Here is a 20,630-nt window from a genome sequence, read left to right as displayed (position 1 = left end):
TTGTGAAATGCACACAAGTTTAACTATCCTGAGAACTGGTGGATGTATCAATCGGCTCTACGCTTTCTAACACTTGGGATTCATCCCTCTCTCGCCACCAAGTAAGGAGAGTACTAGCGATGAAAATACTTGAATAAGCTCCCATCGTGAACCCAATAATCAAAGCTAGAGCGAAATATCTCAGTGTTTCTCCACCAAATAGAAAGATGGAAGTTAATGTCAACAGCACGGTTAAGGTCGTGTTGATCGATCTTGTCAAAGTTTGGTTAACCGCATCATCGACAATTTCGGCAATTGGGTGTTCAGGATTGATTTTAATGGTTTCCCGAATGCGATCGTAAATCACCACTGTGTCGTTGACTGAGAAACCTGTGATGGTCAGTAAGGCGACGATAAAAAGGCTATCTACTTCGATGCCCGCTACCAAACCCAAAAGTGAAAAAGCCCCAACTGTGATCAAGATATCGTGAAATAGGGCAACGATCGCAAACACAGCATAATCTAACTGGAAGCGGAAGCTCATATAGATAGTAATACCAATGAAGGAAACTATCAGAGCTAAGATCCCAGACCTCAATAGTTCTTTTCCCAAGGTAGGGCCAACGGAGTCAATTTGATTTTTTTGCGGATCAAAAACCCCAATTTCTTCGCTTAAAGCATTTTGCAACTTGGTGCGCTGATCGACAGTCAAATCTTTTGTCCGAATTAGTACACCATTTTCTGCACCATTTTCGGAGATAAGTTGGATGCTGCTATCAGCTAGTCCCTGCGCTTTTGCTACTTCCCGGACAGCGTTGATATCAATTGGTTTGTCGCAATTGCCAGGTTTAGTGCAATCTCGGACAAACTGTAACCTTGTACCACCGATAAAATCTAAACCGGGGCGTAAGGGTGCGTGAATATTGGGTTGTTGCCAAGAAATCACCATTGAGATGATACCAGCAAGAATAATCGCAGTAGAAATAGTCCACCAAAGCGATCGCGATTTGTTAATACTCAGTTTCATGGAGTCACCTCTGCCTTATTCGATGTTGGCAGGTTTGGACAGAAAAGTTCTGTCTTCCGCAAGGAGGGAATTGAAATTGCCAAAAACAGCAATGTCCGACTACAAGTAATTGCGGTAAACATACTCACAGCCACCCCCAAGGCTAAGGTAAGAGCAAAGCCTTTGACTAAACCAGACCCCAGCCAAAACAGGGCAGCACAAGCAATCCATGTAGTGACGTTGCTATCTAAAATACTAGAAAATGCTCGGTAAAAACCAGATTCTACTGAACGATACAAAGATTTACCTGCTCGTAATTCTTCCCGTGTCCGTTCAAAAATTAGGACATTGGCATCAACCGCCATCCCAATACTGAGGATAAAACCAGCAATTCCCGGCAAAGTTAGGGTAACACCCAATAAAGCAAAGGTTGACCAAGTTAAGAGGGAATAGATCACTAGTGACACATCCGCAATCAATCCTGGTAGTCGATAGTAAACCACCATGAATATTAATACCAAAGTCAGACCACCAACTCCAGCATAAATACTACTTTGAATACTATCTTTACCTAATGTTGCCCCTACTGTCCGCCTTTCTGCGATTTCTACTGGTACGGGTAATGCGCCACCACGTAGCTGTACACCCAAGTTATTAGCTTCTTGTGCGGTAAATCTTCCTGTAATTACAGCAGAGCCACCAGTAATACCTGCGGCGGCAAATTCTATACCTACACTAGGAGCGCTGATCAGTTCATTGTCTAGAAAAACACCAATACTCCGCCCAGTACCGGCAAGATTCTTCGTCAAATTGGCAAACAGTTCACCACCCTTTTGGTCGAAGCGAATGGTAACGTGCCAGTTGTTACCTTGAGTGGGTTCACCATAAGCATCCTTGAGGTATTTGCCACCTAGTGGTGGATTAGTGCTTTCAAACAATTCTGCGATCGCTTGATTATTTTTTTGTAAATCTTCTTGATTCTTAGCTATTGCTGCTTTGTCACTACTCTTTCTCAACTCTTCTTGCTTGACTTTCAATTCGGCTCTAGATGTTTGGAAAGCACGCAGTGGGATTTCTGTATTTGGCTTTTGGGTACGAAATTCTAACTGCGCCGTCCCCCCTAACACTCGTTCGGCTTGCTCTGGATCGTTAACCCCTGGTAGTTGCACCAATATTTTATCTGCACCGACTGTTTGGATCAGTGGCTCAGAAACACCCAGACCATTAATCCGGCCTTCGACAACTTTCTTCACACCTTCCAATTCTCGTTCGGTGATTTTGGGAATTTCTGCTGATGGTTTCACCTGAATTGTTAGCTGTGAACCTCCCCGCAAGTCCAGTCCCAGGGGTATCGGAATTGTCGCAATCACCGTAAAAGCGGCGATTATCAGGACTAAAATCAAAATTAATAGCGATCGCTGTCTTTGCATACCATAACTCGCAACTGACAAACGCTATAATAGCGCTCTTTTGAGGAGTTATGAATGGGAAATAGGGAGTGGGAAGTTGGGAGTGGGAAGTCGTAGTTGAATTTCTTCCCCATTCCCTACTCCCTAAGTTATGAATGGGAAGTCAGAAGTAGTAGTTGAATCTCTTCTCTATTCCCTTAAACCCGCAACGCCACCATTTTTTCCACAGCTTCTACGATTTGCTCTGGTTGGATGATTGTTAGTCGTTCTAGATTGCCGTTGTAAGGCGTGGGGATATCTTGAGAAGAAAGCCGCAGTACTGGCGCATCTAATTCATCAAATAAGCGATCGTTTATTGAGGCGATGACTTCTGCTCCAATACCCGCAGTTCGCATGGATTCTTCCACAACAATGACTTTATGGGTTTTACGTACTGATGCACCAATTGTATCAAAATCTAATGGCTTGAGGGATATTAAATCGATAACTTCTGGATCGTAACCTTGTTTTTCAAGTGTTTTTACTGCTTGCAGCACATGATGCCGCATCCGAGAATAAGTGATAATTGTGACATCCTTTCCTTGGCGCACAACTTCGGCTTTATCTAAGGGTAGTAAATATTCTTCTTCTGGTAAATCTTCTTTCAAGTTGTAAAGCAAAACGTGTTCAAAGAACAACACGGGGTTATCATCGCGGATAGCTGATTTTAGTAGGCCTTTAGCGTTTCTTGGTGTCGAGCAGGCAACAATCTTCAAACCTGGCACAGCTTGGAAGTAAGTTTCTAATCGTTGGGAATGTTCTGCACCTAGCTGCCTTCCAACACCCCCAGGGCCGCGAATTACCATCGGAATTTTAAAGTTACCGCCGGAAGTATAGCGCAGCATCCCAGCGTTGTTGGATATTTGGTTGAAGGCGAGCAATAAAAAGCCCATATTCATGCCTTCGATGATGGGACGCAACCCTGTCATGGCTGCCCCTACTGCCATACCAGTGAAGCTATTTTCAGCGATGGGGGTGTCTAGAATGCGGAGTTCGCCATATTTTTGGTACAGGTCTTTGGTAACTTTGTAGGAACCGCCGTAGTGTCCTACGTCTTCACCGAGAACGAATACGCTGGAGTCACGGGCCATTTCTTCATCAATGGCTTCGCGTAAGGCGTTGAAGAATAGTGTTTCTGCCATTTAGACCTTTTAGTACGATTATGGTTTTAGAATTTTATCGTGCTGCTGTCGCAAATACGGTGAGCGATCGCACTAGTTAGAGATTGGGTTTTTTAAACGAACTACTCTAAACATAGAGCGAGTAATTGCCATAACTATATCAAAGCTATTTAATTTAGATTTTAGAGGTTTTATGAGCGATCGCCTCTCACTCTGGCAAATCTGCTGATTTTTTTATGTAATAAGACTTAGATTAAATGTATAAAATACATTCAATGCTTCTAGGCTGAAAGATACTAACTGACTGTAGGTCGAAACACAAAAGATAAACAAATGAGAACTTCATACTATTACAAAATCAAACCCACGCTAGAAGAAATTAGTGCAATTGTTAAGGATGTCAGACAAGAATTATGGTCTAATACATGAGAGTTATTCTTGATGTCAATGTTTGGATTTCAGCCTTGTTGTGGGGAGGTGTTCCTGGCAGAAAATTGCGTTTAGCAAAATATCAGCAAATTAATATATTTGCTTCTTAATTTTTATTATTAGAACTAGAAACAACTTTAAAACGTAATAAATTTTAACTACGACTATAGCAATCCTAAATAATTCGTGAAAATTACATCTCTCTTTCTTCTATCCTTCCTTTGTGCCCTTTGCGTCCTTCTCTAACGAGACGAAAATATCTCTCAAACTCCTATTTCTCCGTGTCCTCTGTGCCTCTGTGGTAGCCTACGGGAATATTCCTCCGTGTCTACGTTATTCCCTAACTCTTGCGTAAGTCCTAAAGAATCTCACGCCCAAACACCAAAACACAACTCTGCGTCTTCGCGCCTCTGCGTGAGATTTCCCACTAAATTAGTATTCAATATGCCTAGCCTACTTTAACCATCGCGCCGCATCTTTGGCATGGTAGGTCAAAATCAAGTCTGCACCAGCCCGTTTAAATCCAGTTAAAGTTTCCATAACCACGCGCTCTTCATCAATCCAACCATTGAGAGCCGCAGCTTTCACCATCGCATACTCGCCAGAAACATTGTAAGCCGCAACGGGTAAGTTACTCGCTTCCTTCACGCGCCAGATAATATCCATGTATGCCAAGGCTGGCTTAACCATGAGCATATCAGCACCTTCGGCGATATCCAAGTCAATCTCTTTAATTGCTTCGCGGGCGTTACCAGGGTCCATTTGGTAAGTTCGTCTGTCGCCAAATTGCGGTGTCGAGTCTGCGGCATCCCGAAATGGGCCATAATAACCCGAAGCATATTTAGCAGCATAAGACAAAATCGGCGTGTCTTGAAATCCTGCTTCATCCAAACCCTGACGAATTGCTTGCACAAACCCATCCATCATCCCAGAAGGCGCAATGATATCGGCACCAGCTCTGGCTTGAGAAACTGCTGTTTTCTTCAACAATTCCAAAGTTGGGTCATTTAAAACTCGTCCTGTTAAATCACCAACTTGTAGATAACCACAATGACCGTGGCTAGTGTACTCACACAAACAAGTATCAGCAATTACAATCAAATCTGGCACTGCTGCTTTTACCGCCGTCGCTGCTTTTTGGACGATACCACAATCATGCCAAGCACCAGTTGCATCTACATCTTTATCAGCCGGAATACCAAATAAAATAATAGAAGGAATTCCTAAGTCGTAAACTTCTTTTGCTTCTTCAACGATTTTATCTACCGAAAGTTGGTAGACTCCGGGCATGGATTTCACCTCATTAGCGATTCCCTCACCTGGTACGGCAAATAATGGGTAAATTAAATCGCTTGTTGTTAAAACAGTTTCACGAACCATCCGGCGCAGTTGAGGATGGGTACGCAGACGACGGGGGCGGTGTGTAGGAAACATAAAATTTTATGAAGAAAAACAACGCAAATGGACACAAAATAAAGCGTCACAAAAGCAGGCTAAAATTTTCCTGCCGTCAGACAGACTACAAACAGTGCTTAACTGTCCTTTGCCCTACTCTTAATCAAGTTGTGGGGCAATTTTGTATTCTACAGCTTGGTTGCACCTATCCAACGGACTGGGAAAAAAACGACATAATAAGCAATTCAAAATTCAAAATCGTCAGACCTTCTATTGGCAAAATCCTGGCGATTGGTTGTGTGCATCAAGGCACAACAGCTTAATAAAAATAACCAACAATTCCCAATGCCCAATGATAATTTCTTCTAAAGAAATCGGAAAATGTAGGGATAACGGAAGGGTATATCAGGATTGCTGAAAACTCCAATGAGCGCCCAAATTGTTAATCCCCAGTGTAATAGATATCCCAGACCAGCTAGTGGCCCCAATAATAATAGAGGTAACACTAACCAACCGAATAGAAAAAACAGCGCTCCTAGAATTGCACCATAAAACCAGACATTAAAGTGGAAATTGATAGATTCTTTGGCGTTTTCTTTAACAACAGGATCGTCAGATACAAGCAATATGGCGATAGGTACACCGACAGATACCAATGTTGTGCTGAAAAAAATGGCTCCATGCGACAAGGCTGATAGAAGCTTTCGCTTGTCTGTGTCGTACATTGCTTTCTCCTCTTTAGTTAGATTGTTGTTTATACTACGACCCTATCACGAGCATCGTTGTCTTAAGATTAAAAGACTTGCCAGAGTTAAAAAAAATTAAGCTAGCCAACAAACAAATACAATTATGTCTACTGAACTTCAGTCTGAACTTATTCAAGCAGTTGAACTGCGCCGCAACTTTGCGATTATATCTCACCCCGATGCGGGTAAAACGACACTAACAGAAAAGCTACTGCTGTACGGGGGTGCAATTCACGAAGCTGGGGCGGTTAAGGCGCGACGGGCACAGCGTAAGGCTACCTCTGACTGGATGGCGATGGAGCAACAACGGGGTATTTCTATTACCTCTACGGTGTTGCAATTTGAATACCAAAAGTGTCAAATAAATTTATTAGACACTCCCGGGCACCAAGATTTCAGTGAAGATACTTATCGTACTCTCGCCGCTGCCGATAATGCAGTGATGTTAATTGATGCGGCAAAAGGCTTGGAACCCCAAACCCGCAAATTGTTTGAAGTGTGTAAGTTGCGCGGTATTCCAATTTTTACTTTTATCAACAAGCTCGATCGCCCCGGAAGAGAACCTCTGGAACTGTTGGATGAAATTGAGCAAGAATTGGGATTGCAAACCTATGCGGTCAATTGGCCGATTGGTATGGGCGATCGCTTTAAAGGTGTTTTTGACCGACACAAGCAACAAATTCACTTGTTTGAACGCAGTGCCCACGGTAGCCGAGAAGCCCGTGATACCATAGTCGAATTAGGCGATCCGAGAATAGAAGAGAAGCTAGAACAAAGCCTGTACTACCAACTGAAAAATGATTTAGAACTGCTAGATGGAGTTGGGCCAGAGCTAGATTTGCAGTTGGTACACGAAGGCAAAATGACACCTGTGTTCTTTGGTAGTGCCATGACGAACTTTGGGGTAGAGTTATTCCTCAAGTATTTCCTCGAATATGCCCTCAAACCCGGTTCTCACTACAGCAGTGTTGGCGAAGTTGCTCCTACATACCCGGAATTTTCGGGGTTTGTCTTTAAACTGCAAGCGAACATGGACCCGAAACACCGCGATCGCGTCGCATTTATCCGGGTCTGTACTGGTAAGTTTGAAAAAGATATGATGGTGAATCACGCTCGCATTGGTAAACTCATCCGTCTTTCTCGCCCGCAAAAACTCTTTGCTCAAGAGCGAGAATCGATTGATGTGGCTTATCCTGGCGATGTGATCGGTTTGAACAATCCCGGTGTTTTTGCGATCGGGGATACAATTTACACTGGACAAAAGCTCGAATATGAGGGGATTCCGTATTTTTCGCCGGAACTGTTTGCATCTCTGAGGAATCCCAACCCCTCGAAGTCTAAACAATTCCAAAAAGGCGTTGCGGAATTGCGCGAAGAAGGTGCTGTGCAAATTATGTATTCAACTGATGAAGCCAAGCGCGATCCAATTTTGGCGGCGGTGGGTCAGTTGCAATTTGAAGTAGTGCAGTTTCGCTTACAAAACGAGTATGGTGTAGAAACCATATTAGATTTATTGCCCTACAGTGTCGCCCGTTGGGTTGAGGGTGGTTGGGAAGCATTAGAAAAGGTGGGACGAATATTCAATACCACTACAGTTAAAGACAGTATGGGACGGCCAGTGTTGCTATTCCGCAATGAATGGAATTGTCAACAGTTACTGGGCGACCATCCAGAGTTAAAATTAAGCGCGATCGCTCCAGTATTTTCTAGTCAACAACCAGTGGAGGAATGAAGAAGAATACAGAATTCAGAATCCAGAATTCAGATGAAGACTCAACTGAATTCTGACCCCTGACTCCTGAATTCAATCTTTAATCATTCACTTGACAAGCAAAACTCGGGCGCGGTTGAGTTCCACGGCATCCGAGGTTCGCGCTTTTGCACAAACGTGGATCACCTAGAAGAGATTGGAGTGCCAGAATTTGTATGCCTTCACATGCCAAACCGTCTTTGGAGGCTGGTTTAATTGCCCTCAAGCAGGGAAATTACCAAACAGCGATCGCTCAACTAGAACCTATTGCTAGCAGCCAAAATAATGGTACTGCTAGCTTACAAGCCCAGGTTGGTTTAGTGATGGCTTATGCTCGCACTGGCGAAGTTCCCAAAGCGATCGCTATTTCCCAGAATCTCATTGAGAGTAACAATCCGCAAGTTCAAGAGTGGGCAACACGCGCTCTCGAACACCTGACAAAACGTAAGAAACGCGATCGAGAATCAAAAAATGTCGAAACTGGATTTGTAGCGTTTGATAACTCAACTCCAGATCCTCCTCCAGATTCTCCCCCAGTTACCCCCCCGGAAAATCCTACATTAGAGGAAAAGCCAGAAGAGCAAGTAATAGAAACTAAGAGCGACGACACCCCGCCGATGGTGCCACTACCTAGACTCAAAGCTACGGTAGCTACACCATTACCACCACCGGCTGCACCTTTAAACGGTTTTATGGGTTCTGTTACCCGCACCCAAGCTAAATTATTTGGTGTTATTTATTGGCGACAAGCACAACGCGCCAAAGCATGGCAACCTCTACGTAAACCAAAATTAATTCCCTTACGATTGCTAACAGCAGGAACATTCATTGCCCTATTTTGGGTGATGCGAGAAATCCTCAAGTTTGCAATGGGATTCATCAACCTGACTTTAGTCAAACTACCTTATCTGGAGCCGTTGCAGCTTTTATACAGCAACCCTACTAAATTGTTGCTAATAGTATTGGTGATTTTGATCGGTGTATCACCTTGGTTACTGGATCTGCTACTGGCGAACTTATATGGTCAGCGAGAATTTTCCAAAGATATATTGAATGCCCATAGCCGCGAAGCTGTGCGGGTGCTACAACGTTGTTGTCAACAGCGCCACTGGCCCTTACCCAAACTACGGATTTTACCAATGGCTGCACCAATTATCCTGACTTACGGTAGTTTACCACGTAATGCCAGGATTGTTGTGAGTCAAGGACTATTAGAGCAACTAGCAGATGATGAAATCGCAATTATTTACGCCACGCAGCTAGGGCACATTGCTCACTGGGATTTTTCTGTAATGTCTTTGTTGCTGCTGGTGACACTACCCATCCATAAGCTTTATCAGCAAATATCAGAGTTGGGAGACAAAATATCAAGGGAAATCTGGCGCTGGCCGGTGACAATTGTGGCTAGTCTCGTTTATGGACTTTGGGGTTTGCTAACTGGGACTGGATTGTGGTTGTCGCGGTTGCGGCTTTATTATAGCGATCGCGTCGCATCTGAAATCACCGGTAATCCCAACGCCCTGATTCGCGCTTTACTCAAAATTTCCATTGGCATTGCAGCTGATATTCAAAAAGAAGAACATACCAGTTGGCAACTAGAAAGCCTAAATCTCTTGATACCAGTCGGCCATCAACAAAGCCTTTCTTTGGGTACCATTGCCAGCAATTTATCTTTTGAATCATTTTTGAAGTGGGATACTGCAAATCCATACCGCCAATGGTTTACGATTAATAATAGTCATTCTTTGATGGGCGATCGCATCGAACGCCTCTGCAAAATAGCCCGTCACTGGCATCTAGACACCGAACTACATTTTGCTAGCGAACCATCAAGGGTTAAGCGTCAGTCTTTCTTATTACAAATCGCTCCCTGGCTGGGAATTCCTTTAGGGTTTCTGTTTGCAGCTTTGGTCTGGCTAACCTGGCAACTAGCATTCGTACTCAAGTTTTTAAATCTAAAGTGGATATATGAAGATTGGTCTTTCATTACAGGCTGCCTTCTAATTGGCTTTAGCATCGGTACAGTAATGCGGATTAATTCTTTTTTCCCTGACATCAAATCCGCCACTGTGCAAACTGATGACTACCTACCCAACCTATTAGCTGACCCTTGTGCCTTACCTATTGATAGCGTCAGTGTGCGCCTGGCCGGTAAACTATTAGGTCGTCAAGGTACTAGCAACTCCCTAGCACAAGATTTAATCCTCCAATCCAGCACGGGCTTGGTGAAATTACACCACATTTCTTGGCTAGGACAGTCAGTGAATCACCAGGATCTCATCGGTCGGCAAATTATCGTCACAGGTTGGTTCCGGCGAGGAGCAACACCTTGGATCGATGTCCACACCTTAGAAACTCAAAGTGGTAAAACTATTCATAGCCCTCATCCCATCTGGTCTACTTTTTTGGCAGTTGCAGCACAGGCTTTGGGCGCATACGTTTTTCTGACTGGTTAGTCATTGGTCATTGGTCATTGGTTATTTGCAAAGGACAAAGGACAAAGGACAAAGGACAACTGACAAATGGGAATGTAAACAAAAGTTGCAGATTATCTTTCAAAGTGTTACATTTATTTACACAAACAATAGCAGCCGACATAACTCAGCACTACAGCTTAGTCATGAATTCGGATGCTTTTCCCCCCTCCATACCTTTTTATCCTCCCAACACAGCAGGAAATCAACCAGCCACCGGCTGGTTTTTGTTTCAAATTATGCTCCCTTGAATAAAAAAATGTGTTTTATGTTACGATCCAGTAATACTAACGTTAGAAATGTATGCGCTAAACTAGCTACGTAGAAAATACCGTGGTAATGTAAGGAATGGTATTTGATTCTGCGAAAAAGGCATGGAAGAAAGCGTGTACTTTAGCAGGCAATAGGCTATTAAATTTACAATTCTTAGAATTAAGGTGTTATTAGCTCACCATTGTGTGGGCCTTTGGATTAAACAAGCTTGATCCCGACGAAAAACTGTATTGTATAGGTTGACAGTTTCGAGCAAAAAATTGGTTGATGGCAGTCTTGGTCAATAGCATCTATTTAAATTAAAAGCCAAAGCCAAGTGATTGTTTTCTCGCCTTGCCATGTTCATTTAACTCTGGAGGTATAGTTCATGTCCGTTCGCCTATATATAGGTAATTTGCCTAAAGAAGAAATCGATCGTCAAGATTTGCAAGCAGTTTTTGCAGCAGAAGGTGAAGCTGTAACTACTAAATTAATTAAAGACCGCAAAACTGGCAAATGCCGTGGTTTCGGTTTTCTTACCGTCAACAATGACGAACAAGCTGACGAAATCATTGAAAAGTATAATGGTCAGATGTTTAAAGACACTGCCATTAAGCTAGAAAAGGCATTACCTCGGACAAAGGGTGAAGAGGGCGACGAACAAGCTCCTAAACCAGTTACTCTGGCTGGTAGTAGTACGCCCACTCCTAGCGTTAATAGAGAAGGTAGAGAAGGTAGCCGTCGGGAGAAAAGCTCTAAAAAGCCCCGTCGTGGCGGCGGTGGCGGCGGTTCTCGCGACAACAGCACCACAACAACTACCGATTCAGACGCTATTCGTCCCGATCCTCGTTGGGCTTCGGAATTAGAAAAGCTGAAGCAGATGCTAGCTGCACAAACTACGAATTAATCCTTGAGGGAGAGAAATTAAAAATTAAAAGTCAGAATTTTTTTTGATTTTTAATTTTTAATTGTTGATTATCATCTGGCTGCTTAGTTAAAAGCTACTTGCAGCTATTTTTGTAAGTGCATATCGATACAACGTAACTTGTACAAAGTTGCTGTTAAAGCCTGCTTATAAAAAAATTAAGTTTTTGCGATTAGACGCATTAAAAAGGTAACTGAAGATAAGTGCGATGCCTACGGCGGGCTGCGCCTACGCAGGAATTATCTGGATTTGACAAGTTATAGTCAATTAATCGCTAGCTTCATAATGCCAAGAGAATTAGAGGCACGTAGGCGCAGCCCGCACTTCTCTACGAGACGCTGCGCGAACGACAAAGCTACTTCGGCTGCGCTCAGTAAAAGTCAGTGACCGCCGTAGGCATTGCTCTCCAGATAATTTACACTCAAGGTAAGACCGATCATTTGCAGCTTCTGTTATGTCCTCAACTCTAGATTCTTTGCCACCTGCGCTTGCTAAAATTGTCCAGCGCTTTCAACGCGCTTCTGAACCGAAGCGGCGTTACGAACAGCTAATCTGGTATGCTCAGAAGCTCAATGAGTTCCCAGAAGCTGATAAATTACCCGAAAATAAAGTTCCTGGTTGCGTGTCTCAAGTTTATATCACAGCAACTTTGAATGACGGTAAGGTTGTGTTTCAGGGCGAGTCTGATTCCCAGTTAACCAAAGGTTTAGTAGGGCTGCTAGTTGAAGGATTGCAGGGACTAACGCCAACTGAAATTGTCCAACTTACTCCAGATTTTATTCAAGAAACAGGCTTAAATGTTAGTCTGACACCCTCCCGTGCTAATGGGTTTTACAATATTTTTAAGACCATGCAGAAAAAAGCATTGGAATGTAAGTTAGATTTGCCTAGCTAAACTTGGTTATTGGTCATTGGTCATTAGTCATTGGTCATTTGCAAAGGACAAAGGACAAATGACCAATAAGGTACAACTACCAAAATTTAGTGTCATGTCAACCAATGTATTATCTACCTCTCCTGCTACTAGCTTTGGTGGAGTAGTTCAAGAATATCTCTGGAATTGGGAAAATCAGCAATTGCGCGTTGTTTATGAAACCCTTGGTAAAGGTTCACCGCTATTGCTACTACCATCTTTCAGCAGTGTTTCGACGCGTTTAGAAGTAGGCGAACTTGCCAAATTACTAGCTCCCAATTTTCAGGTTTTAGCCATAGATTGGCCTGGATTTGGCGAATCTTCTCGCCCTAGCTTGGATTACCGACCGGAAATATATCAGCAATTTCTGGAAGATTTTGTCAAAGCTGTTTTTAATACTCCCATTACTGTGGTGGCGGCTGGCCATGCTGCTAGTTACGTTTTACAATTAGCTGTCAAACAACAAGCTGCTTTCTCAAAGATTGTGTTGTTAGCTCCTACTTGGCGTGGGCCTTTGCCGACAATGGGCGCAAGTCAGCAAATAGCTGGCATGGTGAGAGGATTGGTGCGATCGCCTATACTTGGTCAAGCTCTCTACAAACTCAACACTACCCCATCCTTCTTAAGTTTCATGTATCGTCGTCATGTCTTTACTGACGCGGCTAAAGTTACACCCAGTTTTATTGAGAAGAAGTGGCACACAACTCAACAACCAGGAGCGCGATTTGCATCTGCTGCCTTTGTAACTGGTAATCTTGATGCTGTACACGAACAATCTGATTTTTTGGAACTTGTGCAGTCTTTAACTGTACCGCTCATGGTAGTAATAGGGGAATCCAGTCCTCCTAAATCACGAGAAGAAATGAACGCTTTGGTAGCTTTACCAGGAGTGAGAAGTGTTGTTATCCCTGGTTCTCTGGGATTGCATGAAGAATACCCAGCCGTTGTTTTAGAAGTAGTTCAAGATTTTTTATTATCTCCATAAAATTAAATCTTTGCACCAAGATCCAAAGAACAATTTTGCACCAAGGTGCAAAATTAAGATTATAGAACTTACGCAAAAAGGCAGTGAAAGCCTAGATTTACTGTAGTGGTAATTCATGTAGACGCAAAGCGACTACTCTACGAGAATCCAAAGGCGAATACCCAGAGTATTGCCCCTACAGCGTGTAATCTTGCGTAAGTCCTATATTTATTACTTATTACAGATGCATAAAAATAAAATGTTTCTTGATTAAATTATGTGATGATTTTGCTGAAACCCAAAGTAACAGCAAGTTCGCACAAAAATATAAAAAGATTTATGATATGTGATAATGATTATCCATAAGGTGAGATAAGGGGAATTTAGAGTATGGTGGCTGACGTAATCGACAATTCAGTTCCCGTTACTGTTCTTACAGGCTACTTGGGAGCAGGTAAAACGACTCTACTCAATCACATCCTCACCTACGAACACGGCAAAAAAGTTGCTGTGATTGTCAATGAATTTGGGGAAGTGGGTATTGATAATCAATTGATTATTGATGCCGATGAAGAAATATTTGAAATGAATAATGGCTGTATCTGTTGTACAGTGCGCGGCGATTTAATTCGCATCATTGGCAATTTGATGAAGCGGCGCGATAAATTTGATCATTTAGTAATTGAAACGACTGGATTAGCCGATCCTGCGCCAGTGATTCAGACATTTTTTGTTGATGAAGATTTGCAAAGCCAACTGTCTCTAGATGCGGTGGTGACAGTGGTAGATGCCAAGCATATTTGGCAGCATTGGGATGCAGACGAAGCCCAAGAACAGATTGCTTTTGCCGATGTAATTTTACTTAATAAAACAGATTTGGTAGCGCCAGAAGAGTTAGATGAATTAGAAACACGGATTCGGGCGATGAATGCGATCGCAAAAATTTACCGTACCCAAAATTCTGAACTAGGAATGGATGCTTTGTTGGGTGTAAAAGCCTTTGATTTAGAACGCGCATTAGAAATTGATCCAGATTTCTTGGGAGAAGATGCCCACGTACACGATGAAACCGTCTATTCTGTGGCTTTAGTAGAAGCAGGTGCTGTGGATGGAGAAAAATTAAACACTTGGCTTTCCGAGTTACTGCGTACCCAAGGGCCAGATATTTTTCGGATGAAAGGCATTTTAAATATTGCTGGAGAAGATAATCGATTTGTATTCCAAGGGGTACACATGATATTTGATGGCAAACCCGATCGCCCCTGGAAACCCAGCGAAACCCCCAAAAATGAACTAGTCTTTATCGGTCGCAACCTTGATGCAGCCAAACTCAAACAAGATTTTCTCGCTTGTCTAGCGTAAAAGGGGATTGGGGATTGGGGATTGAGGATTGGGAAAAGTTTACTCCCTAGTCCCCAGTCCCTAATCCCTATTCCCCACAGTCCCTAATCCCTATTCCCCAGTCCCTAGTCCCTATTCCCCAGTACCCAATAACTATGAACTCCACAACCAAATCAAAGGAATTTGAACAACACTATTCGGGGACACTTTCAGATTATGTAACTGCGATCGCTTGGTCGCCAAAAGTTAAAACTTTAGCAGCAACTTCCGCCGCCGGTGAAGTGGTTCTGTGGAATGATGGCGAACTCACAACTTTACAAGCTGGTAACGGTAAATCAGTAGACTGTCTCGCCTTTTCCCCAGATGGAAAATTCTTAGCCGTTGGTGGACAAGATGGACAAGTAAAAATTTGGCGCGACACTGAATTAATCGCCACCTTAGAAAATGCCCCCGCATGGGTTGACAAACTAGCTTGGAATTACACCAGTAACCAACTGGCTTTTAGTTTGGGGCGGTACGTCCAAGTCTGGGATGCAGATACTCATGAAATTGTCGTGACGCTGAATTTTGACAACTCTTCAGTATTGGGTATAGATTGGCGCATTGACGGACAATACTTAGCCATTAGTGGTTATAAGGGAGTAAAGATTTGGCATAGTCAAAACTGGGATGAGGAACCATACAGCCTAGATATGACTACTGTCAGTTTAGCGATGGCTTGGTCGCCCGATGGTAAATTCCTCGCTTCTGGCAACATGGATCGTAGTGTCACCGTTTTAGAATGGAACAATCCCGACCCTTGGGTGATGCGTGGTTTCCCTGGAAAAATTCGCCAATTGGCATGGTCAGAAGCTATGACTAAAGTAGGTGCGCCAATCCTGGCATCTTCCAGTGTTGAAGGTATTGTGGTGTGGGAGAAACTAGAGGATGATACTTTAGGTTGGGAAGCACGAGTATTAACAAATCATGTGGGTGTGATCAATGCGATCGCCTTTGCACCTAAAAGCTTCCTTCTTGCTTCTGCTGCTGCTGACGGCTGGTTGTGTTTGTGGAACCAAGCCAAGGAAGTATCTCAAATTATCACAGGTGTCTCAGGAGGTTTTTCGACCTTAGCTTGGCATCCCCAAGGCAAATTACTGGCCGCAGGCGGTGAGCAAGGCGAATTGGTTATTTGGTCAAAGGTTTTACGAGGTCAAGGATTTGGGCGCAGTTAAATAATACTCAGTAATTAAAGTTGAACCTCTGCAATTTATTGGTTATGCTGTATGACCAAAGGTATTTTTGTGTAAATTATGAACATAGTGAAACTGATTTTACTTGCTTGTCCCGCATTTCTGGTATCCATGCTGCTGATAGTTAATCCAGTACACGCATCCAGCCTCAAATCTCTATATGCTACACAAATTGTTACTGTAGCGTCTACACAACAAATTTCTGATCTGGCAACCCCGAACTTGATTCAAACATCCAATCCGATTATTGATCAAGTTGGTTGCAATTGTGCAAACTGTGTTCAGTCTAAATTTCAATCGCTACAAGGCAAGCTGCCATCAGTCGGTTTTTAATAAAGTTAGAAGTTATAAATCTTGTAGGGGCACAGCAATTCTGTGCCCTTATTAATTATTAATTAGCTTTTTGTATATAGCGATCGCAGCTGCGGCATCATTATTTAATTAAGGTCATACCTTAAAACCAAGTAGGAAAGTATTTAGGCGAATCCCTAACTACTGAGAAACCTGCTGGTAAACTAGTGAAGTTGGTGCGAACGCGAACAGTATGCCGTAGGCGATCGCAATCTGCACCCAAGCTGTTAAGCTCTTGTTCAAAGAGCTAGTCCGGGGATTAGAAAACTTGCTAGAGTGAACAGAGTTAGCCTTAATGTCTAATCGCCAAAACCTATACATCTCATGGATTTTGCTAATATTGCATCCCAGTTGAACGCTGGAACGATTTTGCCAGAGGGGATTGTTATTCTCACCCTCTTGGGGGTTTTGATTGTTGATTTGATTTTGGGGCGTACATCCGCCCGCTGGATTGGATATCTAGCGATCGCAGGTTTATTTGCTTCCATTGTCGCCCTATATTTTCAATGGGACAATCCTAATCCCATCTCTTTTACCGGTGGCTTTAATGGTGATGACTTAAGTATCGTCTTTCGCGGCATCATTGCCTTGTCTGCGGCTGTGACTATACTGATGTCAATTCGCTACGTCGATCAAAGCGGTACTCCTTTAGCCGAATTCATCGCTATTTTGCTGAGTGCTACTTTAGGAGGGATGTTTTTATCCGGGGCTAGTGAGTTGGTGATGATTTTCATCTCCCTAGAAACCCTGAGTATTTCATCTTACTTGTTGACAGGTTATACCAAGCGTGACCCCCGCTCCAATGAAGCGGCGCTGAAATACTTGTTAATTGGAGCTTCCAGTACAGCAGTATTTTTGTACGGTGTATCACTGCTGTATGGATTATCTGGAGGACAAACTGAATTAAGTGCGATCGCTAATGGCATTGCCACAGCGAAAGTGGGACAATCTTTAGGTTTAGTGATTGCTCTAGTTTTTGCGATCGCAGGTATTGGCTTTAAAATCTCCGCTGCACCCTTCCACCAGTGGACACCAGATGTTTACGAAGGCGCTCCCACCCCAGTCATCGCCTTTTTATCTGTTGGTTCCAAAGCAGCTGGGTTTGCCCTAGCCATCCGCTTGCTGACAACAGCCTTCCCTCTTGTTGCAGATGAGTGGAGATTTGTCTTCACTGCTTTAGCCGTTCTCAGCATGATTTTGGGTAATGTAGTCGCCCTAGCCCAAACCAGCATGAAACGAATGCTAGCTTATTCATCCATTGCCCAAGCTGGGTTTGTGATGATTGGCTTGATTGCTGGCACACAAGCTGGGTATGCCAGTATGATATTTTACCTACTGGTTTACTTGTTCATGAATTTGTGCGGCTTTACCTGCATCATCCTATTCTCACTGCGGACAGGAACCGACCAGATTGCCGAATACTCAGGTTTATATCAAAAAGACCCACTCTTAACACTGGGGTTGAGTATTGCCCTGCTTTCCTTGGGTGGTATTCCACCATTAGCTGGGTTTTTCGGCAAGATTTACTTATTCTGGGCTGGTTGGCAAGCAGGACTTTATTGGCTAGTCTTGCTGGGCTTAGTTACCACTGTCGTCTCTATCTACTACTACATTCGCGTAGTTAAGATGATGGTAGTCAAAGAACCCCATGAAATGTCCGACGCGGTAAAGAATTATCCACAAGTGCGTTGGGATTTGCCTGGACTAAGACCTTTGCAAGTCGGGTTGGTGGTAACATTAATTGCCACTTCCCTAGCAGGGATTTTGTCAAATCCACTGTTTACATTGGCTAATAATTCCATCTCCAATACCCCATTTTTGCAAGCAACAATCAACAGTCATGTAGAAGCACAAAATCTGCTGCTTTTGCCAAAGTTAGATTCGGTTAGTCAGTCTCACCCCTCAGTTGATTCTACCGCTAAGATTTAACCGATTCTCAATATAACTTTGTACTCAAAGATACGCCTGTCTGCTAATTAGCAGACAGGCGTTTTTCATATCTATTAATACCAATTCTGTATCAATACTTGTCGGGTTTTGGGGAAAAGGGTAAGGTGGGGTACCTTCTAGGGATAAGGGGCGGGGGAAAGAAAAAACCTTTAATACCAATTTGAAAAAAGAATGCGACAAATAGACCATCTGTAGAGACGCGATGAATCGCGTCTTTACCCAAGAATGTGTTGCTTCGAGCAGTATTGAATTCTGTATGAAGATGCACCTATAGAACTTACGCAAAATTGTAAGGGTAATTCTTTTACGTAAGTCCTAAAATTTTATGAGACTTAGTTAACAGGTATCTTAATAACAAATTCTGCACCTTTTCCTGGAACAGAAAAACAGCTCAGTTGTCCGCCATGTTTTTCAACTATAATTTGATAGCTTACAGATAGCCCTAGTCCTGTGCCTTTACCCACGGTTTTGGTAGTGAAAAATGGATCGAATACCTTTGAGCGAACTTGTTCATCTATTCCCAAACCATTATCAGCAATACTAACCGCAATCCATTTTTCATTGATTACCTCAGTTTTGATTTGAATTTGGGGATTATTATTTGTCAGCTTTTGATTGTCAGTTGTTTGTGAATTGACTGCCAGCGCTTCCAGTGCATCGATCGCATTAGCAAGAATATTCATAAACACTTGGTTAAGTTGACCAGGATAGCAAGTTACATTAGGTAGCTGACTATATTTTTTGATCACTTTGATTTCTGGATACTCATGCCTAGCTTGGAATCGATGCTCCAAAATCATTAAAGCACTATCAATTCCTTCATGTATATTGACTTGTTTAAGCTCTGCTTCATCCAGTCTGGAAAAGTTACGTAGTGATTTAACAATTTCCTGAATTCGCTCTGTTCCCACTGTCATTGACTGGAAGAGTTTAGTTATATCTTGAATCAGAAAATCTAAGTCTATTTCTTCTAGCTCCTGTTGGATTTCTAGAGGAGTATTGGGACAAAGTTGTTGATAGATTTGCACCAATTTCAGTAAATCATGAGTGTATTTATAGGCGTGGTGGAGGTTTCCATAAATAAAACTGACGGGGTTATTTATTTCATGAGCAATACCAGCAACCATCTGACCTAAACTAGACATTTTCTCAGCTTGGATAAGTTGAGTTTGGGTAAGTTGTAGTTCGTTTAGTGTTTCTTGTAAAGCAGTTGTACGTTCCTCAACCCGAATTTCTAACTCTTGATTAGCTTTCCACAGCGCTTCCTCCGCTTGTTTACGTCTCTGAACTTCTTTTGCTAACTCATCGATTTTCTGGTTTAGGAGAACGAAATTACTGCTAGCTAAAGTTCTATTTTCTAAGCGTAAGAGAATTAAACTTGAAGATTCAGGAGACCAAGGTTGAATAACGGCTCCTTGACTACGACATATTAAGGTTTGTCCATCATTCTTTCGCAAAGTCAAGGAGCCAATAACCATTGCTCTACTACTTGAACAAGCTTGCAGGTACTTGACAACATCGTCAACAGACTGAGTTACAAGTTCAATGAGCATTTTCCCCCGCAGTTCCTGACGACGTAACCCCAGCATATCTGCTACTGGTTGATTGGTCGCGAGCAACTGACCCTCTCCACTCACCAGGAGCAAAGGTTCTGGTAAAACTCTGGCAAATTCAAGAAATTGTTCGGGAGTCATGGGGCTTCCAATTTCAGGGTTCGATTCTAATTTACATATCTGCACTCAAGCTTGTATCCTATGGTTAGTTTAGTGAGGAAGAATTTACACGGATTCTATTCCCCTAAAGTATTCTCGACCTTCTGCATCTTCTGCCTCTTCTGTAAATTTTAAGTAAACAATAACTCTACATCCCGAAGCACCCTGTGCTATTGTCTGTTGCAATTCTACTTTCGCATATCCCAGATTATTAGCTGCGATCGTCCCAAAGACGTTTGAAGTCATCATACACATGGCAGGGCGATTAAGCACTTTTTCCCCAAATGGGCAGACGCGGTTGCCAAAGACAATTTTTTCATCATCCTGCTCAACAACATAAAAATCGCCCTGGATTCGTTTTTTTAAATCAATCAAGACATCAGCGACCTGCTTACGAGAGAGTTTAGAGACTTCCAGAGCAGATTTGTAATCTTGGTCAAGCTGCGTAGCCATCCTTTCACCAACTACACTAATAAATCCAGAAGCTTCTTCTAAGCCAACTACATCCTGCAAAGTGCCAGATAATTCTCTAATTAATGTACGTAAAAATATATCGCGTTCTAAAGAAACATTAAGCGTGGCTATCGAATGATTAAGTGCATTAGTCATAAATTTTGAGAACACAATCTTGGAACTACAGTT

At 42.8% G+C, this 20,630-nt stretch carries 18 protein-coding genes; 10 read left to right on the top strand and 8 right to left on the bottom strand.

All coding sequences use genetic code 11. The annotated features are described in order from the left end of the window. Nucleotides 1–19 precede the first annotated feature (19 nt). The 4 genes from secF to hemB all read right to left on the bottom strand — a co-directional run bounded on the left by secF (nt 20) and on the right by hemB (nt 5,417). Nucleotides 20–1,006, bottom strand: a complete 987-nt coding sequence (gene secF, locus IQ274_RS16600) for a protein translocase subunit SecF (protein WP_163929250.1) — start codon at nt 1,004–1,006, stop codon at nt 20–22. After that, nucleotides 1,003–2,415 carry a protein translocase subunit SecD gene (gene secD / locus IQ274_RS16595; protein WP_163929265.1) on the bottom strand — a complete coding sequence of 471 codons (1,413 nt, stop codon included), beginning with the start codon at nt 2,413–2,415 and terminating at the stop codon, nt 1,003–1,005. The genes secF and secD overlap by 4 nt, the downstream gene beginning before the upstream one ends. Before the next feature lie 176 nt (nt 2,416–2,591). Further along, nucleotides 2,592–3,575 (bottom strand): alpha-ketoacid dehydrogenase subunit beta, encoded by a 984-nt coding sequence (locus IQ274_RS16590; RefSeq protein WP_012410204.1) that lies wholly within the window; start codon nt 3,573–3,575, stop codon nt 2,592–2,594. An 861-nt stretch (nt 3,576–4,436) separates the two neighbouring features. Continuing rightward, nucleotides 4,437–5,417, bottom strand: a complete 981-nt coding sequence (gene hemB, locus IQ274_RS16585) for a porphobilinogen synthase (protein ID WP_163929251.1) — start codon at nt 5,415–5,417, stop codon at nt 4,437–4,439. An 8-nt stretch (nt 5,418–5,425) separates the two neighbouring features. On the opposite strand from hemB, the gene IQ274_RS16580 reads away from it, so the two are divergent. Continuing rightward, nucleotides 5,426–5,701, top strand: coding sequence for a hypothetical protein (locus IQ274_RS16580; protein ID WP_163929252.1), 276 nt, complete (start codon nt 5,426–5,428; stop codon nt 5,699–5,701). Between the two features lie 42 nt (nt 5,702–5,743). Here IQ274_RS16580 and IQ274_RS16575 read toward each other — a convergent pair whose 3' ends face one another. Next, nucleotides 5,744–6,103 carry a DUF4870 domain-containing protein gene (locus IQ274_RS16575; protein ID WP_012410202.1) on the bottom strand — a complete coding sequence of 120 codons (360 nt, stop codon included), beginning with the start codon at nt 6,101–6,103 and terminating at the stop codon, nt 5,744–5,746. Nucleotides 6,104–6,227: 124 nt separating this feature from the next. Between IQ274_RS16575 and prfC the strand changes: the two genes are divergently transcribed. From prfC to IQ274_RS16535, 8 genes are all read left to right on the top strand, one after another. After that, nucleotides 6,228–7,856: a peptide chain release factor 3 gene (gene prfC / locus IQ274_RS16570; protein ID WP_114081170.1), complete on the top strand. Its 1,629-nt coding sequence runs from the start codon at nt 6,228–6,230 to the stop codon at nt 7,854–7,856. Between the two features lie 194 nt (nt 7,857–8,050). Next, on the top strand, nt 8,051–10,330 hold the full coding sequence (locus IQ274_RS16565) for a M48 family metalloprotease (RefSeq protein WP_194142894.1): 2,280 nt from the start codon (nt 8,051–8,053) through the stop codon (nt 10,328–10,330). 658 nt (nt 10,331–10,988) lie between these two features. After that, nucleotides 10,989–11,507 carry an RNA recognition motif domain-containing protein gene (locus IQ274_RS16560; protein ID WP_114081172.1) on the top strand — a complete coding sequence of 173 codons (519 nt, stop codon included), beginning with the start codon at nt 10,989–10,991 and terminating at the stop codon, nt 11,505–11,507. Between the two features lie 472 nt (nt 11,508–11,979). After that, a complete protein-coding gene (locus tag IQ274_RS16555) occupies nt 11,980–12,420 on the top strand; it encodes a SufE family protein (RefSeq protein ID WP_012410198.1) in 441 nt (146 codons plus the stop codon). A gap of 94 nt (nt 12,421–12,514) precedes the next feature. Further along, nucleotides 12,515–13,423 carry an alpha/beta fold hydrolase gene (locus IQ274_RS16550; RefSeq protein ID WP_163929266.1) on the top strand — a complete coding sequence of 303 codons (909 nt, stop codon included), beginning with the start codon at nt 12,515–12,517 and terminating at the stop codon, nt 13,421–13,423. A 369-nt stretch (nt 13,424–13,792) separates the two neighbouring features. Continuing rightward, entirely contained in the window at nt 13,793–14,764 is a 972-nt protein-coding gene (locus IQ274_RS16545; protein WP_163929254.1) for a CobW family GTP-binding protein, read from the top strand. A 134-nt stretch (nt 14,765–14,898) separates the two neighbouring features. Further along, entirely contained in the window at nt 14,899–15,957 is a 1,059-nt protein-coding gene (locus IQ274_RS16540) for a WD40 repeat domain-containing protein (protein WP_163929255.1), read from the top strand. A gap of 78 nt (nt 15,958–16,035) precedes the next feature. Continuing rightward, nucleotides 16,036–16,308, top strand: coding sequence for a hypothetical protein (locus IQ274_RS16535; RefSeq protein ID WP_163929256.1), 273 nt, complete (start codon nt 16,036–16,038; stop codon nt 16,306–16,308). Nucleotides 16,309–16,467: 159 nt separating this feature from the next. Here the strand turns inward: IQ274_RS16535 and IQ274_RS16530 are convergent, their stop codons facing one another. After that, nucleotides 16,468–16,647 (bottom strand): hypothetical protein, encoded by a 180-nt coding sequence (locus tag IQ274_RS16530; RefSeq protein ID WP_163929257.1) that lies wholly within the window; start codon nt 16,645–16,647, stop codon nt 16,468–16,470. A gap of 3 nt (nt 16,648–16,650) precedes the next feature. Between IQ274_RS16530 and IQ274_RS16525 the strand changes: the two genes are divergently transcribed. Then, nucleotides 16,651–18,255 carry an NAD(P)H-quinone oxidoreductase subunit N gene (locus IQ274_RS16525; RefSeq protein ID WP_194142893.1) on the top strand — a complete coding sequence of 535 codons (1,605 nt, stop codon included), beginning with the start codon at nt 16,651–16,653 and terminating at the stop codon, nt 18,253–18,255. 353 nt (nt 18,256–18,608) lie between these two features. Here the strand turns inward: IQ274_RS16525 and IQ274_RS16520 are convergent, their stop codons facing one another. Then, nucleotides 18,609–19,970 carry an ATP-binding protein gene (locus tag IQ274_RS16520; protein WP_194142892.1) on the bottom strand — a complete coding sequence of 454 codons (1,362 nt, stop codon included), beginning with the start codon at nt 19,968–19,970 and terminating at the stop codon, nt 18,609–18,611. An 84-nt stretch (nt 19,971–20,054) separates the two neighbouring features. After that, the gene (locus IQ274_RS16515; RefSeq protein ID WP_163929260.1) at nt 20,055–20,597 is read right to left on the bottom strand and encodes a methanogen output domain 1-containing protein; all 543 of its coding nucleotides are present in this window, start codon (nt 20,595–20,597) and stop codon (nt 20,055–20,057) included. Nucleotides 20,598–20,630: the final 33 nt, after the last annotated feature.

It is taken from the genome of Nostoc sp. LEGE 12447, assembly GCF_015206985.1.
Taxonomy (GTDB): domain Bacteria; phylum Cyanobacteriota; class Cyanobacteriia; order Cyanobacteriales; family Nostocaceae; genus Nostoc.
The sequence above is the reverse complement of the archived record's forward strand: the minus strand, read 5'-3'. Positions and strand labels throughout refer to the sequence as shown.